The organism is Mannheimia sp. E30BD (assembly GCF_041807785.1).
Taxonomy (GTDB): domain Bacteria; phylum Pseudomonadota; class Gammaproteobacteria; order Enterobacterales; family Pasteurellaceae; genus Mannheimia.
In genome coordinates this window covers 151,276-167,262 of sequence record NZ_JBGTYX010000003.1, presented here as the reverse complement: position 1 = coordinate 167,262, position 15,987 = coordinate 151,276, and the positions used below count along the sequence as shown (strand labels likewise).

The window sequence follows — 15,987 nt, the reverse complement described above, 5'->3', positions numbered from 1 at the left end:
GCTTGTTTACTCACAAGCGGTCAAATTTGCTAAAAACTTTGCAAATTATAATACGTTCACGCAGTTTAAGTCTTCGAAAGATTGCTCTAAGCGTTTAGACATAGACTCTTCCATTTTGCGTAACCAAACACGTGGATCGTAGTATTTTTTGTTTGGTGCATCAGGACCTGTCGGATTACCTAATTGACCTTGTAAGTATGCTTCATTGGCTTTATAGAATTGAAGAATGCCGTCCCAAGCTGCCCATTGGGTGTCGGTGTCGATGTTCATTTTGATTGCACCGTAGCTGATTGCTTCACGGATCTCTTCACGGCTTGAACCTGAACCACCGTGGAATACGAAGTCTAATGATTTCTCCGGTAAACCACGCTCAGCAGAAACGAATTTTTGTGATTCGCCTAAGATTGATGGTTTTAATTTTACATTACCCGGTTTGTAAACACCGTGTACGTTACCGAATGCCGCCGCAATAGTGAAACGTTTGCTGATTGGGCTTAATTGGTCGTAAACGTATAATACTTCAGACGGTTGAGTGTAAAGTTTAGATTCATCAACATCTGAGTTATCCACGCCATCTTCTTCACCGCCCGTTACGCCGATTTCAATTTCAAGCGTCATACCGATTTTATCCATACGAGCTAAGTATTCACGGCAGATTTCCATATTTTCTTCGATTGGCTCTTCTGATAAATCGATCATATGTGAAGAGAATAATGGGCGACCTGTTTCTGCAAAGTGCTTTTCACCTGCTTCGAGTAAGCCGTCAATCCACGGAAGTAAATTTTTTGCTGCGTGGTCAGTGTGAAGAATAACTGGCACACCGTATTCTTCTGCTAATTGATGAACGTGTTTTGCACCTGCAATCGCACCTAATACATCTGTACGAGCGCCTGATGCAGGTTTCAAACCTTTACCTGCATAGAATTGTGCACCACCGTTAGAGAATTGAACGATAACAGGTGATTTCACACGAGCTGCTGTTTCTAATACTGCGTTTACAGAGTCTGAACCTACACAGTTTACCGCTGGGATTGCGAAATTGTTTTCTTTAGCGTAAGCGAATACTTTTTGTACGTCGTCGCCTGTAACAACACCTGGTTTTACGATGTTTAATAATGACATTTTGCTTTTCCTTATAATAAATAAAATCTATATTTTGATAGAGCAAGCCTGGACGCTTACGCCATCAGTTCAATAAATCAAATATTAACCGTTAGCACGTTTCTCTAAAATTTCAACGGCTGGTAATACTTTGCCTTCTACAAATTCTAAGAATGCACCGCCACCAGTTGAAATGTATGAGATTTTATCTTTAATGCCGAATAAATCGATAGCCGCTAAAGTATCGCCACCACCTGCGATAGAGAATGCACCGTTTGCTGTTGCTTCTGCAATCGCATTTGAAATTACTTCAGTTCCTTTACGGAAGTTCGGGAATTCAAACACACCAACTGGGCCGTTCCAAAGAATGGTTTTTGCTGATTTGATGATATTTGCTAATTCTTCAGCTGATTTATCGCCAATATCAAAAATAGACTCATCTGCTTGAACCTCGTTTACCGATTTTTCGGTTGCCGGTGCAGTTTCAGAGAATTCTGTACCTACACGTACATCAACAGGAACTGGAATATTGGTTGCTTGTGCTAAACGTTTTGCTTCAGGAATTAAATCTTCTTCATATAATGATTTACCAACTGCGTGACCTTCTGCTGCGATAAAGGTATTTGCGATACCGCCACCAACAATTAATTGGTCGGCAATTTTTGAAAGGGAATCAAGAACGGTTAATTTTGTTGAAACTTTTGAACCACCTACAATCGCTAACATTGGACGTTGTGGTTCTTTTAATGCTTTGCCTAATGCATCTAATTCAGCCGCTAATAATGGGCCAGCACAAGCAACAGGTGCATATTCTGCTACGCCGTAAGTTGAACCTTCAGCGCGGTGTGCTGTACCGAATGCGTCCATTACGAAAACATCACAAAGTGCTGCATATTTTTTCGCAAGCTCAGGATCGTTTTTCTTCTCACCTTTATTGATACGCACATTTTCAAGTACAACTACTTCATTTTCGTTTACTTCAACGCCATCTAAGTAATCACGCACTAAACGTACTGGAACACCTAAGTCTGAAGCATTTAAGTAATCAACCACAGGCTGTAATGAGTTTGCCTCTTCAAATACGCCTTCAGTCGGGCGACCTAAGTGAGAAGTTACCATTACCTTAGCCCCTTTTTGTAAAGCTAATTTTAATGTAGGAATGGTTGCCACAATACGAGCATCAGATGTTACTTTACCATCTTTTACCGGCACATTAAGGTCAGCACGAATAAATAAACGTTTACCCGCTAAATCAAGGTCAGTCATTTTAATAACAGACATAGTTTGTTCCTCTTTATGATTTAAATTTAAAAAGTGATAATGACTTGATTATATCAGCTTCTAATCATTTTGGGCTAACCTAGATCAAATAAATTGATAATTTTTATACGTTTCCTGAAAATATTTTCCTTTACAATTTTTTAATCTTTTTAACAAAAATTTTTGGTATAGTGCTAATACCTTCGATTTAATATAACAAAAAGTAATTAGGAGTTTATATGACTAGCACAGCTAAAAATCCTTTAAGAGGGTTAATAATACTTGCAGTTGATATTGTAATTTTCTTTCTATTACTGCAATTTCTCCCGTTCAATGAACAAGAAAATAGGGACTTAGCCCTGCTTGTCTTCATCGGCATTCTTTGGCTGACCGAAGCCTTTAATATTACCGTAACTGCCTTGATGGTGCCGATATTTGCGATTGGGCTTAACGTGCTATCAACCAAAGCCGCTTTTGCTCCATTCTCAGAGCCAATTATTTTTATGTTCTTCGGGGGCTTTGTGATTGCAGCGGTATTAAATATCCAAAAAATCGATCTTTGGATTGCTAACCACGTTATCCGCTTAGCCAAAGGTAATTTAAAACGTACCGTCATTTATCTATTTGCTGTAACTGCCCTACTCTCCCTCTTTATTAATAATACTGCCGTAGCCGCAATGATGTTGCCACTCACGCTTGGTATTCTGCATAAGGTTGATCTTAAAACTAACCGCAATCTTTATGTTTTTGTACTATTAGGTATTGCTTTTAGTTCTAGTATCGGTGGTATTGGCACCTTAGTTGGTTCTGCACCAAATGCGTTATTGGCTTCTCAGATTAAAATCTCATTTTCTGAATGGCTTCCATACGGTATGCCTGTTGCAATTTTACTGATGATTGCAATGGTTATCAGCTTACTCGTTATGCTAAAGCCAAACTTTAACGTGCCGTTTAATATTGAAATTGAAGATTCAAAACTCAATGGAAAACAGCTTGCGACTCTCATCATTTTTATCGTTACTGCGATTTTATTGACTTTTAGTAGCTATATTGAGCCTTTTATTCGCAATGGCTTAGCATTAAAAGAATCAATTAAAAATTTTGACGCTGTCATTGCGATGATTGCTGTTGTAGCACTCTGTATTTGCAGCACAGCAACTTGGTCTGAAATTCAAGAACGTACTGAATGGGGCGTATTAATGCTATTTGGTGGTGGGTTAGTGCTAAGTATTGTGTTACGTGAGACAGGCGCAAGCAAAATTTTGGCAGATACTATTGTAAATTACATCGGTACAAAGCACTGGCTGATTATGACCTTAGTAATGACAGGCTTTATTGTATTTTTAACTGAGTTTACATCAAATACGGCAAGTTCAGCCTTGATGCTACCCATCTTTATTACGGTTGCAAATTCGCTCGGTTTACCACCAATTTCATTAGCAGCAATCATTGCTTGTGGTGCTTCTTGTGCCTTTATGTTGCCTATTGCAACCCCACCAAATGCAATTGTCTTTGCAACAGGTTATATCAAGCAAAGTGAGATGGTAAAAGTCGGTCTTATCCTCAATATTTTCTGTGTAACCATTATTGGTTGCTTATCTTATTTCTTCTGGATGACTTGGCATTAATTGCAAAAAAATTAACTTTTTAGACCGCTTGTAAAGCAAAAAAGCTGTTTGAATACACATTCAAACAGCTTTATTTATACACGTCACTCTATTTATAGCGAATTAAAGAAAATCACTAAAATAATGATAGGAATCACAAAACGAACATAATTAAACCAAATAGCAGTCAATGTTTTACCTGCTCTAAGCTCTTCTTTTGCTTCATCTTTTAATACAAATCCAACAAAAATTGCACTACCCAATGCAGTTAAGATAAATAGGATATTGCCACTAATATAATCGAAAGCATCAAAAATGCTTTTACCCATAATTTGCACATCTTTTAGCACATTATCACTTAATGCAGATGGGATATTCCCTAATACAAAAATGGTTGCTAAGGTAATAAAAATCGCTTTCTTGCGACTGATATTTGCTTTTTCTTGAAGTGAAGTAATAATCACTTCATAAATGGTTAATGAAGTGGTTAAAGCCGCGACAACCAATAAAGTAAAGAAAATAATCGCAAAAATCGTACCGCCCCACATATTTGAGAACACAATCGGTAAACTTTGGAAGACTAATGTTGGCCCAGAGTTTGGAGCAACACCAAAGCTGAATAGCGATGGAAATATCATAAAACCGGCAAGCACCGCAATAATCGTATTCATTACACCTGTAATGATTGCTGTTTTAACAAGGTTTTCATTTTTATCTAAATAGCTTGAAAGCGTAATCAGCACACCAAAACCCAGACTTAATGCAAAAAACACCTGACCTAATACAAACACAAACAGTTTTGGCGTGATTTTAGAGAAATCAGGCATCAAATAAAATTTAATCCCTTCAACCGCTCCCGGTAACGTTACATTGCGGATAACCATTACCAGTAAAAACACAAATAGAATCGGCATCAGGTATTTAACCGAACGCTCAATACCATCAACAATTCCCTTCATTAAAATAAAATAATTTACCAGCACAAAAATGGCGGTATAAGTAATAATGGTCGCAGGGCTATTAAAAATACCTTGTTGGAAGAACTGATAAGTAGTTTCTACCGTAACAGGCGTTGAGAGATTAAGACTCCCTGTAATCAAGCTACCAATATAATTAAGTACCCAGCCACCAAGCACCATATAATATGCCAGAATGCCGAATGCCCCGAGTAGCCCCATATAGCCTAGAACTTTCCACGCAGGCGAGATTTTTTTACCATTTGCCGAACCACCAAAAGCATCAATTACATTCAATCGCATTCTTCTGCCAATCACATTTTCGACTAAAATCATTGGAATGCCGATCACAATCATTGCAATACAGAATAGAAATACATAAGCACCGCCGCCGTTTTCACCAACTAAATAGGGAAAACGCCACGTTGCTCCGAATCCTACCGTTGCTCCTGCAACAGTCATAATATATGCCAATCTGCTAGACCACGATTGACGCTCTTCATTTTGATTTGCCATTTGATACTCCACAGGCATAAAAATAAAAAATAACGCTTAAATGCTAAACACAAGCGGTCATATTTTGGGAAAAATTTGCAAATAATTAGGAAAATAACGCAAATAACTCACCGACTTTAATTCGGGAATCTGCTTTTTGCCCGATTGAACGTTGCACTTGCACCTCAGTGATTTGAGCAGATTGATAAATTAGCCGAGTAAAATCAGTGTCGTGATTTGAAATTAATACCGGAATTCCCTGCTCTTTCATTTCTTGAGCGAGATTTGCCAAGCGAGCTTGCTGGAACAAACTAAAGCCACCACCTGCATATTGCGTAAAATTAGTCTCTTGCAATAAAGGGGCGTAAGGCGGATCGCAATAGATAACGCAATCCATTGGGCTGCTTTTTACCAACTCAAACACTTGTTCAAAATCGGCACAAATAAAAGTCACTTTTTGAGCTTTTTCTGCAAAAAACCGTAGTTCATTTTCAGGAAAATAGTGAGTTTTATAACGCCCGAATGGTACATTATACCCTTTTTTTTGGTTATAACGACATAGCCCGTTATAACCAAAACGATTTAAATAGAGGAAAATAACCGAACGGCGAAAGGTATCTTTTGAGCGATTAAATTCCGCACGGCGTGCTTTATAAAAGGCTTCAGTATTCGCTTTAGGGTGTAGAAAAAGCAATTTTGTTTGAGCAATATAATGCTCAACATCTGCTTTTACCACATTGAAAAGATTGATTAAATCAGGGTTAATATCGGCAAGAATATAGTGTTCAAAGTCAGTATTCAGAAATACCGAACCCGCACCAACAAAAGGCTCAACTAAGCAAGCCTTTTTTGGCAAATGGGTTTGGATATCTGGAATAAGGCGATATTTTCCGCCCGCCCATTTTAAAAAGGCTCGATGTTTAGAATGACTCATTTAAATCTTTAACGTTGGGTGAAACGTTCGATAGCTGCCAGTACTTGTTCTTCGGTTGCTTTTGCTGAAACATAAGCTTGACCAAGTGATTTCAGTAAAATCAAACGCAATTGTCCACCAAGCACTTTTTTATCTCGCCACATATAAGGCAGGTATTCTAAAGGCTCCATACCATCTGGCGAAATAGTCGGTAGATTGGCTCTTGCCAGTAATTTTTCTAAACGAGCCACATCTTCCACATTTAAATCGCCCAAAATGTGCGATAAAGCAGCAGCTTCAAGCATACCAACAGAAACGGCTTCGCCGTGCAACCATACGCCATAGCCCATACGAGCTTCAATGGCGTGTCCAAAAGTATGCCCAAGATTTAATAATGCTCTATCGCCTTTTTCTGTTTCATCACGAGCAACCACATCTGCTTTGAGCTGACAACAGCGTTGGATACAGTACTCAATTTCAGCTTGTTTTAAGCTCACTAAATCATCAATATGATTTTCTAGCCATTCAAAGAAAGGTAGATCAAAAATCGCACCATATTTGATCACTTCTGCTAAGCCAGCGCTTACCTCACGCTTTGGTAAAGTTTTCAGCGTATCAGTATCCACAATCACAGAAATAGGCTGATAGAAAGCCCCAATCATATTTTTGCCTAGCGGGTGGTTTACCGCTGTTTTACCACCNCCACAATCACAGAAATAGGCTGATAGAAAGCCCCAATCATATTTTTGCCTAGCGGGTGGTTTACCGCTGTTTTACCACCAACGGAAGAGTCCACCTGTGCTAATAGTGTGGTTGGGATTTGGATAAAACGGATACCACGTTGGTAAGAAGCAGCGGCATAACCTGCCACATCGCCAATTACCCCCCCCCCTAATGCAATTAAGGTACTATCACGGTTATGATTTTTTTCTAATAAGGCAGTAAAAATCAGATTTAATGAATCCAAATTTTTATGCTCTTCGCCATCGGGAATTAATACCGAATCTACTTGGCAACCTAATTCAGTTAAAGCGCGAGTAACAGTATCAATGTAATGAAAAGCAACGGTTGGATTAGAAACAATCATCACTTTATCGCCTGCTTTTAACGGCGAATAACTCTCAGCTTGAGAAAGTAGCCCCTCTCCAATAATAATCGGATAGCGGCGTTCTTTTAATTCTACATTTACCTGTAACATCTCTCGCTCCTTGTTAAATTAGTTTTTATGCGACTAAATTATCCATCATATCGATGATTTGATTTGCCACTACTTTTGCACTTTGTTCATCCGTGTGGATAGTAATATCTGCAATTTCTTCATAAAGCGGATTACGAATTTTTGCAAGTTCTTCCAATGTTTTACGAGGATCTTCGGTTTGCAATAAAGGGCGTTTTTTATCACGCTGAGTACGCTCAAATTGCTTATCAACGGTTGTTTCTAAGTAAATTACAATACCACGAGCTGATAATACATTACGGTTATCTTTTGATAAAATAGAACCGCCTCCCGTTGAAAGCACAATACCGTGATTTTGCGTTAATTCGTTAATAATACGCTCTTCTCGCTTACGGAAACCAGCTTCACCTTCAACATCAAAGATCCAATCAATATCCGCACCTGCTCTTTCTTCAATCACGCTGTCAGAATCTAAAAATTCCATACCTAATGTTTGAGCAAGTTGGCGACCAATAGTGCTTTTTCCAGCTCCCATCGGTCCAATTAAAAAGATATTACGTTTTTCAGCCATTATTTGTTCTTCTATTATTAAAATTTGTAAACATCTGATTTGTGAAATTAAAAGAAAAAATGACCGCTTGTTATACAAGCGGTCTGATTTCTTATAAAAATTGCAATAAAATCCGTTTATTGACTAAAAGTATATAAATAACTCACAAATCGCCCAAAATAAAATTGGTCGTTATTATCGCAAAAAACACCCCCATTTTTCAACTTTTAAGAGCATATTCCTCGCAATTTTTAGAATAACTCACCACTTTGTAACATACCAGGCGGTGGAAGCCCTAATCGAGCTGGAGCAGATTGTGCTGGAGGCTTTTCAGTATAACCTCTTTCAACCACATAGCGTTTTGTTGGTTCTGTACCTTTGATGAAGAATTCTTTACGTCCATCACCCAAGAAGCCACTATTTGGATCAATTTTTACTTCAACGATATTTTTAGGTACAACCTGTTTTTCAACTTTCTTATCTGCTAAGGCAACTTTCATATAATTTATCCAAGCAGGTAAGGCAGTACTTGAGCCCGTTGCACCTTTACCTAGCTCTTTTTTATTATCATCAAAAGCAACATAAACAACCGTTGCAATATCTGCACCAAAACCTGCATACCAAGTTGCTTTAGATTTATTGGTTGTACCCGTTTTACCACCTATATCATCACGTTTAATAGTATTGAGCATTCTATAACTCGTGCCTCTCCAACCATATTCAGGTTCACCAGTTACCGCTGTTGCTAATGCACTACGCATTAAAAATGCTAATTCATTACTAATCACGTGAGGAGCATAACGTAATCCCTTAATATGATGAGAAGATTCTGCCATCAGGCTAGGGGCGTTTTTCTCGCTATTTCCTGCTTGTAATTCTGGCTCAGATTCTGCAATATCCTCTACTGCATCTTCCTCAGAATTATTCTGAGTAAGCAGAGCTGGCACAACCTGACTTTCATCGTGAATTTTTACTGAGTCAAAATATTTCGGCTCAGGATAGATAACAGGGTTATCACATACCGAACAAGCTACTACAGGATTTGCTTGATAGAGTTCGTAACCATGAGCATCAATGATGCGATCAATAATATAAGGTTCAATTAAGTAACCTCCATTATTAAACACTGCATAAGCACGAGCCATTTCTAATGGTGTAAAAGAAGCCGCACCTAAAGCTAAGGCTTCTGTTGCCACATACTGATTACGGTTAAAGCCAAAACGCTGTAAATAATCGGCTGTGTAGTCAATACCTGCCATTTGTAATACACGGATTGCTACCATATTTCGAGATTTACCTAAAGCAACTCTTGCTCGCGTTGAACCACCATAAACCCCATCAGCATTTTTCGGTCTCCACTCTTTTTGTCCCGGCTTTTTAATCACAATTTGAGCGTCACTGATGGTCGTTGAGAGGCTCAAACCTTTATTCATTGCAGCTGCATAAATAAATGGCTTAATTGCTGACCCTACTTGCACTAAAGATTGTGTTGCACGGTTAAAACGACTCTGTTCAAAACTAAATCCACCAACAATCGCTTCAATCGCCCCATTCTCACTATTAATTGATACTAAAGCAGAATTCACTTGAGGAATTTGCCCTAAAGCCCATTCTTTAGCTTTATTTTGTCTAACCCAAATCTGTTCGCCCACTTTTAAGCCTTTAGAAGCAAAATTAGCATTAGCACGCTTTAACGTTGCGGAATCGCCATTTGCCAATAAAAGCGTATATTTCGATTTATCTGCTTGCATTACAACCGCAGGAGTGAAAGGATCAGATTTCGGCAATTTACTTAAATGATCGATAATTTTCTCATCGTCCCAAGCTGCATTTCCTGTCCATAATTGCTCAGCGCCTCGCCAACCACGTCTGCGATCATAATCAATTAAATTCTCCCGCAGAGCATCTTGTGCGGCTTTCTGATCGTGTGAAAGCACGGTGGCATAAACTTTCAAACCCTTGTTATAGGCAATATTTTCACCATAGCGCTTAACGATTTCTTGACGAACCATTTCCGTTACATAATCCGCACGGAACTCTAAAGCCGCACCATAATAATTAGCCACCACAGGCTCTGCTTTCGCTTTTTCATACTCTTCTTGGGTAATATCTTTGGTTTCAAGCATACGCCCTAGCACCACATTACGGCGATCTTCTGCTCGTTTTACCGAATAAAGAGGGTTCATTGTTGAGGGAGCTTTTGGAAGCCCTGCAATGATCGCAATTTCCGAAAGGGTTAAATCTTTCAATGCCTTATTGAAATAGGTTTTAGCCGCTGCCACTACACCGTGTGAGCGGTATCCCAAATAAATTTTATTTAAGTACAGCTCTAAAATTTCATTTTTTGTTAGAACTTGTTCAATTTCTAACGCAAGAATGGCTTCTTTCGCTTTACGCTCAAAGGTTTTTTCAGGAGTAAGAAAGAAATTTTTCGCTAACTGCTGCGTAATAGTACTTGCCCCTTGTGTATCACCTTGGCTGGTACGCCACAGTGCACGCATAATCCCTTTAGGGTCAATCCCTTTATGCTCATAAAAGCGAGCATCTTCCGTTGCCAAAATTGCTTTTATCAGCATTGGAGGAACATCTTCAAGTTTAACGGGAATACGTCGTTCCTCACCTACCTCCCCAATGAGTTTTCCATCTAAGGTAAAAATCTGCATTGGCTGTTGTAGTTCAACATTTTTAAGTGTTGCGACATCAGGCAAGTCAGACTTGATATGCATATAAAGTAAACCACCAATTACTCCACCCAAAATTACAAGTGAAAGTAAAGCACTAAATATTATTTTTGCGATCCGCATCGAAAAAATCTCTTTTGGTTAATGACGAAATATAAATTTAAAGCGAATATTAGGTTGCTAAGTATAAGCCAAAATGCTGATTTAGCCTAACTAAATTGCGACAAATTTTACTTATTGACCCGATATGAAATTACTTAAGCTATCAAACAAAAAACCTTTAAAGCCTATCATTTTAGGCTTAAGTGAAGATGAACAATATTACTGCTTAGTCAAAAATGAGGCTCAAAAATTCCATACTTTTTGGCATAAAAAGAGTGAGGGAGAGACAGCTATTCAGCAAATCATTGAAAAAGAGACAGAAAATAAACATTTTGCCCTTGTTTGTCCTATTCCTTACCAATACATCTGGCGGAAAACGGTTTTCATCTCTAAAAAACTGGATGACATTCAATTACATAGGCAAATTATTCAAATTTTAAAAAATGAGCAACCACTTGCTATTGAATGTATCAATTTTGATTATCAGCGATTGCCGAGTAGCAATAACAATCTCGATAAAATAATAATTTACGCATTAAATAGACGTTATGCGGAAAGTCTAGCTCAATTTAATAGCATATTAGATTGCGAATTGCATTGTTATATTCGAGCTATTTTTTATTTAAATCCTCAACTTGATAACAATTCCCCTTGCTTTTATTTTAAGCAAAAAATCATTCAGTTTACCGAAAATGAATTGATATTTCCTCAAGTTGAACCTAAGGATTGCATTTCTTTATCTGATATTCCTATTACTAATATAGATATACCATCTGATAACGCAAAGCAACTTTATTGTCTCGCACTTGGAGCAAGTTTATGGAATGGCAAGGCATTGATTTAAGTGGAAATAGAAAAAGTAAATGGATATTTACTCGCTATAGTAGCATTAAAAATATCGCTTATACATTTTTGTTAATGTGTTTTTTTGGAATATCTTTACTCTTTTATATCGATAATAAACAGAGTGAACTTGAAGCTCTTACACAACAATTAGAAAAACTACAAACAGATACATTTGATTTTGAAAACAAAATTTCACTTCTGCAAAATGGAAATACTATTACCTTACCTTTTGCAGAAAATAAGAAAATCGCACAACTATTTAAAATGATACAGCATACCCCCTTAAAAAATGGCGGAATAGATGTAATACAGTTATATCAAGAGAAAGATCTTTATTTAAGAATAAGTGGCACATTAAGTCTCGAAGACGATTTCAAGAAATTAGAGCAGTATTTATATCAACAAGAGTTTATTGAAACAGAAACGGAGCAAGTAAATGTTAATCATAAAAATGAAATCTCTTTCATATTCAGTATAAAACATAAAGGAAACTAAGATGATTTTAATCCGAAACAAGCTGGAAAATCTATATTTAAATCCAAGCAACAATATGTTTAAAGCCGTAAATATCATTAGAAAAAAGCAAATAGCTATACAGTTCTCTCTAATTTTTTTGCTAATTATTTTACCTGTACTTTATATAAGCAAAACTCACTTAGAAATTAACTATCTGTTAGAGAATATAGAAAATCAAAACACACAGCTTACGCATCAAAAAAATGTACACTACAGATTATTTGATAAAGCTAAGTATAAAAACTCAGAAAATAACTTAACAGATATTAATACAATAATAAAAAAAATAGCTAAGAAGCATCAACTTAATCTTGATAGCCTAAATTGGAATTTAGAACAGGGTAAAAGCATTGAAATAAAAATAACCGCTAATAGCCATTCATTATTTAACTTTATTAATGATCTTAACCAAATTGACTATTTAAAATATCACTTGCTTACTTTAACTAAATCTACTGAAGATAGAAAAGTAGAACTAACAACCACATTAGTCGTTTTAACAAATAAGGAATAATATGCGTAACTATTTTTTCTTCTTTTTATTCATTAGCATTAATGCTCTGGCTGCTGACCCCTTTTTTGGCGAGCAACTTACAGTAAGCAATGAACAGAATAGTGTTGAAGCTCTGCCTGAAATTGCAAATATTTCGAAAAATTTAACCGCTTGTAAAACGTCTGAAAGTCTGAATTCACTTAATTTACCAACGGAATTTAAGAAGTTAAAACTGATTGGCTTAGTTAAAATTAATCAACATTCTACCGCCTTGTTCATTGATGAAAAAGAACAACTATTTGACTTTAAAGAAAACCAGATAATTAAAAATCAAGATATTGAGATAAAAAACATTACTTTGAAATCACTGACTTATATTAATTGGAAACTTACGAAAGATTGTAACTTTCCGTATGAAATCACGATAAAACTATAGAGGTTAATATGTATAGAATTTTGCTTTATGTATTACTTAGCTCCTCATTCGCATTGGCTGATACGATTTCTCTTTCAGTAAAAAATGCACCGACCTCACTTCTGCTGACTTATTTATCTGAAGAAGCGGAAAGAAATATCGTTTTAGAAGATGATATTCAAACAAAATCTACATTAAGGTTAGAAAATAAGTCTATTGAAGAGATATTTAAAACGATCAGCAAAGTAAATAAATTATCTTTTAGCCAAGAAGCGGACATTGTTTATATCAGCAAAAAAGAAGAAAAACAGGCGGACTTAAATTTAATTCACCATTTGCAAAATAATATACAAAATCCACCGCTTGTAACCACACCAAAGCTGATAACGAAAACCATAAAGCTCAATTATGCGAAAGCCTCAGAAGTGATTGAATCTTTAACGAAAGGCAGTGGTACGTTTTTATCTGAAAATGGCTATATCCATTTTGACGAGCGAAGTAATAGCTTAATTATTAAAGATAGTGCGAAATCACTGCAAAATATTGAGCTATTAATCAAACAACTCGACCACCCCACCGAACAAATTGCGATTGAAGCTCGCATTGTTACGATCAGTAGCGAACATTTGCAAGAATTAGGTGTGCGTTGGGGAATGTTCTCTAGAGGAGCTGATCACTATAAATTTGGTGGGAGGCTTGAAGGCAATGGATTAAGTAGTGTAGCCAATAATCTCAATGTGAATTTCCCTGTTGCGAATGGTGCTTCAGCGGTTTTACAAGTCGCTTCCATTAATAGCCGTGTGTTAGATTTAGAACTCAGTGCATTAGAGCAAGAAAACAGCGTGGAAATCATTGCCAGCCCTCGTCTTTTAACCACTAATAAAAAGCCGGCGAGCATTAAGCAAGGCACAGAAATTCCTTATGTGATGTATAACACTAAATCGGAAGCAACCGATGTGGAATTTAAAGAAGCAGTGCTAGGCTTGGAGGTTGTGCCTCATCTTTCTACTCAAAATCAAATTTTATTGGATTTAATTATTACTCAAAATTCACCTAATTCTCAATCAGGCAGCAGTGGCTTAATTACCATTGATAAACAAGAACTCAACACACAAGTGTTTGCTAAACATGGAGAAACTATCGTACTAGGTGGCATTTTCCAATATTTAACCCAAAAAGGGGAAGATAAAGTGCCTATTTTAGGCTCAATTCCGTTCATCAAACGATTATTCAGCCAATCAAGAGATAGAATCAGCAAGAGGGAACTGGTTATTTTTGTTACACCTTATATTCTTCAATCAAACGAAAAAGTAAGGGGTACGAAAAAATAAAAATAGCGAAGATAAACGCAAGCAAAAATAGGGGAAGTGTGATAGAATCAGCCGTCATTTTTTTGTGTTATAGAATTAGAGGTTTTATGAAAGTTTCCCCACGTCGCCGTGCAAGAGAGTGTGCGGTTCAAGCCATTTATTCTTGGTATATTTCCAAAAATACGGTTGAAGAAGTGGAATTAGCATTTATTGCCGATCAAGATATGAAAGGTGTGGATATGCCTTATTTCCGCACACTATTCCGTGGTGTTGTAGATAATGTTGAAGCCATTGATGAAGCATTACGCCCATTTTTAGATCGTAAAGAAGATGATATCGATCCTATCGAGCGTTCTATTCTTCGCCTATCAGGCTATGAGCTAAAATTCCAAGATGATGTACCTTTCCGTGTTGTGATCAACGAAGGCATTGAAGTTGCTAAAGTATTTGGCTCTGACGACAGCCACAAATACATTAACGGTATTTTAGATAAACTAGCACCGGCACTCGGTAAGAAATAAAATCTTCCCCAATTTTGTATGAAATTGGGGATTTTAACGTAATGGGAAAGGGAATTTTATGGGTGAATTTGATATTATCGACCGCTACTTCAATGCCTCTCAGCGTCCTCCTCGGAAAGATGTATTATTAGCCATTGGTGATGACTGTGCGGTAACCTCGCTAAAGCCCAATCAACAACTTGCTATTACCACAGATACGTTAGTTTGTGGTACTCACTTTCTACCCTCTATTTCGCCTGCTGACTTAGCATATAAAAGTGTTGCAGTTAATTTAAGCGATCTCGCCTCAATGGGAGCAGAGCCTGCTTGGATCTCGTTAGCTTTAACCTTACCTGAAATCGATCACAATTGGCTAGCTGAATTTAGCGAACATTTCTTTGATATTTTAGATCACTATAATGTTGATCTTATTGGCGGCGACACTACTAAAGGGCATTTATCCTTAACCCTTACCGCACAAGGTATTGTGCCACAAGATAAAGGGCTATTTCGCCATAATGCAAAAGTAGGCGATTGGATCTACGTTTCCGGCACGCTTGGCGATAGTGCAGCCGGTTTGCAATTATTGCTTAACCAACAAACCGATAATATAAGTTGGAATAAAGATGAAAGCTATCTTATTCAACGCCATTTACGCCCAACCCCCCGTGTACTGCTTGGCTTAACTATTGCTTCTATTGCGAATGCAGCAATTGATATTTCAGACGGTTTACTCTCTGATTTAGGGCATATTTTAAAACGTAGTCACTGTGGTGCTGCTGTAAATCTTGATGATTTACCGCTTTCAGAGCCACTACTAAATTGCTATTCAAAAGAAGAGGCTGAACATTTTGCATTAAGTGGTGGGGAAGATTACGAGCTTTGTTTTACCGTTCATAACGATAATAAGCAAAAACTTGAGAAAGCCCTCACTAACATTGGTGTAAACTATACTTGCATCGGGCAAATTCGTTCCGCCAAAGAAGGTTTAATCTTATTACGCAATAATGAAGTCGTAACTTTGCCCACTAAAAGTGGCTTTGATCATTTCAAAAAATAATAACA

General features: G+C 37.2%; 14 protein-coding genes and 1 pseudogene. 8 read left to right on the top strand and 7 right to left on the bottom strand.

The window, feature by feature from the left end; genetic code table 11:
• Positions 1-45: 45 nt before the first annotated feature.
• Positions 46-1,122 carry a class II fructose-bisphosphate aldolase gene (fbaA, locus tag ACERCG_RS03380; protein ID WP_373610666.1) on the bottom strand — a complete coding sequence of 359 codons (1,077 nt, stop codon included), beginning with the start codon at positions 1,120-1,122 and terminating at the stop codon, positions 46-48.
• Positions 1,123-1,206: 84 nt separating this feature from the next.
• Positions 1,207-2,382: a phosphoglycerate kinase gene (locus tag ACERCG_RS03375; RefSeq protein ID WP_373610665.1), complete on the bottom strand. Its 1,176-nt coding sequence runs from the start codon at positions 2,380-2,382 to the stop codon at positions 1,207-1,209.
• Positions 2,383-2,600: 218 nt separating this feature from the next.
• Between ACERCG_RS03375 and ACERCG_RS03370 the strand changes: the two genes are divergently transcribed.
• Positions 2,601-3,989: an SLC13 family permease gene (locus ACERCG_RS03370; RefSeq protein ID WP_373610664.1), complete on the top strand. Its 1,389-nt coding sequence runs from the start codon at positions 2,601-2,603 to the stop codon at positions 3,987-3,989.
• A 92-nt stretch (positions 3,990-4,081) separates the two neighbouring features.
• Here ACERCG_RS03370 and ACERCG_RS03365 read toward each other — a convergent pair whose 3' ends face one another.
• The 5 genes and pseudogenes from ACERCG_RS03365 to ACERCG_RS03345 all read right to left on the bottom strand — a co-directional run bounded on the left by ACERCG_RS03365 (position 4,082) and on the right by ACERCG_RS03345 (position 10,863).
• Entirely contained in the window at positions 4,082-5,440 is a 1,359-nt protein-coding gene (locus ACERCG_RS03365) for a sodium-dependent transporter (protein ID WP_373610663.1), read from the bottom strand.
• Between the two features lie 85 nt (positions 5,441-5,525).
• Positions 5,526-6,353 carry a Dam family site-specific DNA-(adenine-N6)-methyltransferase gene (locus ACERCG_RS03360; RefSeq protein ID WP_373610662.1) on the bottom strand — a complete coding sequence of 276 codons (828 nt, stop codon included), beginning with the start codon at positions 6,351-6,353 and terminating at the stop codon, positions 5,526-5,528.
• Between the two features lie 8 nt (positions 6,354-6,361).
• Positions 6,362-7,530, bottom strand: a pseudogene (locus tag ACERCG_RS03355) (3-dehydroquinate synthase).
• Between the two features lie 25 nt (positions 7,531-7,555).
• Positions 7,556-8,080, bottom strand: a complete 525-nt coding sequence (gene aroK / locus ACERCG_RS03350; protein WP_373610661.1) for a shikimate kinase AroK — start codon at positions 8,078-8,080, stop codon at positions 7,556-7,558.
• A gap of 230 nt (positions 8,081-8,310) precedes the next feature.
• Positions 8,311-10,863, bottom strand: coding sequence for a penicillin-binding protein 1A (locus tag ACERCG_RS03345; protein ID WP_373610660.1), 2,553 nt, complete (start codon positions 10,861-10,863; stop codon positions 8,311-8,313).
• Between the two features lie 124 nt (positions 10,864-10,987).
• Here ACERCG_RS03345 and ACERCG_RS03340 point away from each other — a divergent pair, with 124 nt between their 5' ends.
• The 7 genes from ACERCG_RS03340 to thiL all read left to right on the top strand — a co-directional run bounded on the left by ACERCG_RS03340 (position 10,988) and on the right by thiL (position 15,982).
• Positions 10,988-11,686, top strand: a complete 699-nt coding sequence (locus ACERCG_RS03340; RefSeq protein ID WP_373610659.1) for a competence protein ComA — start codon at positions 10,988-10,990, stop codon at positions 11,684-11,686.
• A complete protein-coding gene (locus ACERCG_RS03335) occupies positions 11,662-12,183 on the top strand; it encodes a hypothetical protein (protein ID WP_373610658.1) in 522 nt (173 codons plus the stop codon). The genes ACERCG_RS03340 and ACERCG_RS03335 overlap by 25 nt, the downstream gene beginning before the upstream one ends.
• 1 nt (position 12,184) lies before the next feature.
• Entirely contained in the window at positions 12,185-12,718 is a 534-nt protein-coding gene (locus ACERCG_RS03330; protein WP_373610657.1) for a hypothetical protein, read from the top strand.
• A gap of 1 nt (position 12,719) precedes the next feature.
• Entirely contained in the window at positions 12,720-13,133 is a 414-nt protein-coding gene (locus tag ACERCG_RS03325; protein ID WP_373610656.1) for a hypothetical protein, read from the top strand.
• Between the two features lie 8 nt (positions 13,134-13,141).
• Positions 13,142-14,443 (top strand): type IV pilus secretin PilQ, encoded by a 1,302-nt coding sequence (gene pilQ / locus ACERCG_RS03320; RefSeq protein WP_373610655.1) that lies wholly within the window; start codon positions 13,142-13,144, stop codon positions 14,441-14,443.
• Positions 14,444-14,529: 86 nt separating this feature from the next.
• Positions 14,530-14,943, top strand: coding sequence for a transcription antitermination factor NusB (nusB, locus tag ACERCG_RS03315; protein WP_373610654.1), 414 nt, complete (start codon positions 14,530-14,532; stop codon positions 14,941-14,943).
• Between the two features lie 58 nt (positions 14,944-15,001).
• Positions 15,002-15,982 carry a thiamine-phosphate kinase gene (thiL, locus tag ACERCG_RS03310; RefSeq protein ID WP_373610653.1) on the top strand — a complete coding sequence of 327 codons (981 nt, stop codon included), beginning with the start codon at positions 15,002-15,004 and terminating at the stop codon, positions 15,980-15,982.
• Positions 15,983-15,987 lie beyond the last annotated feature (5 nt).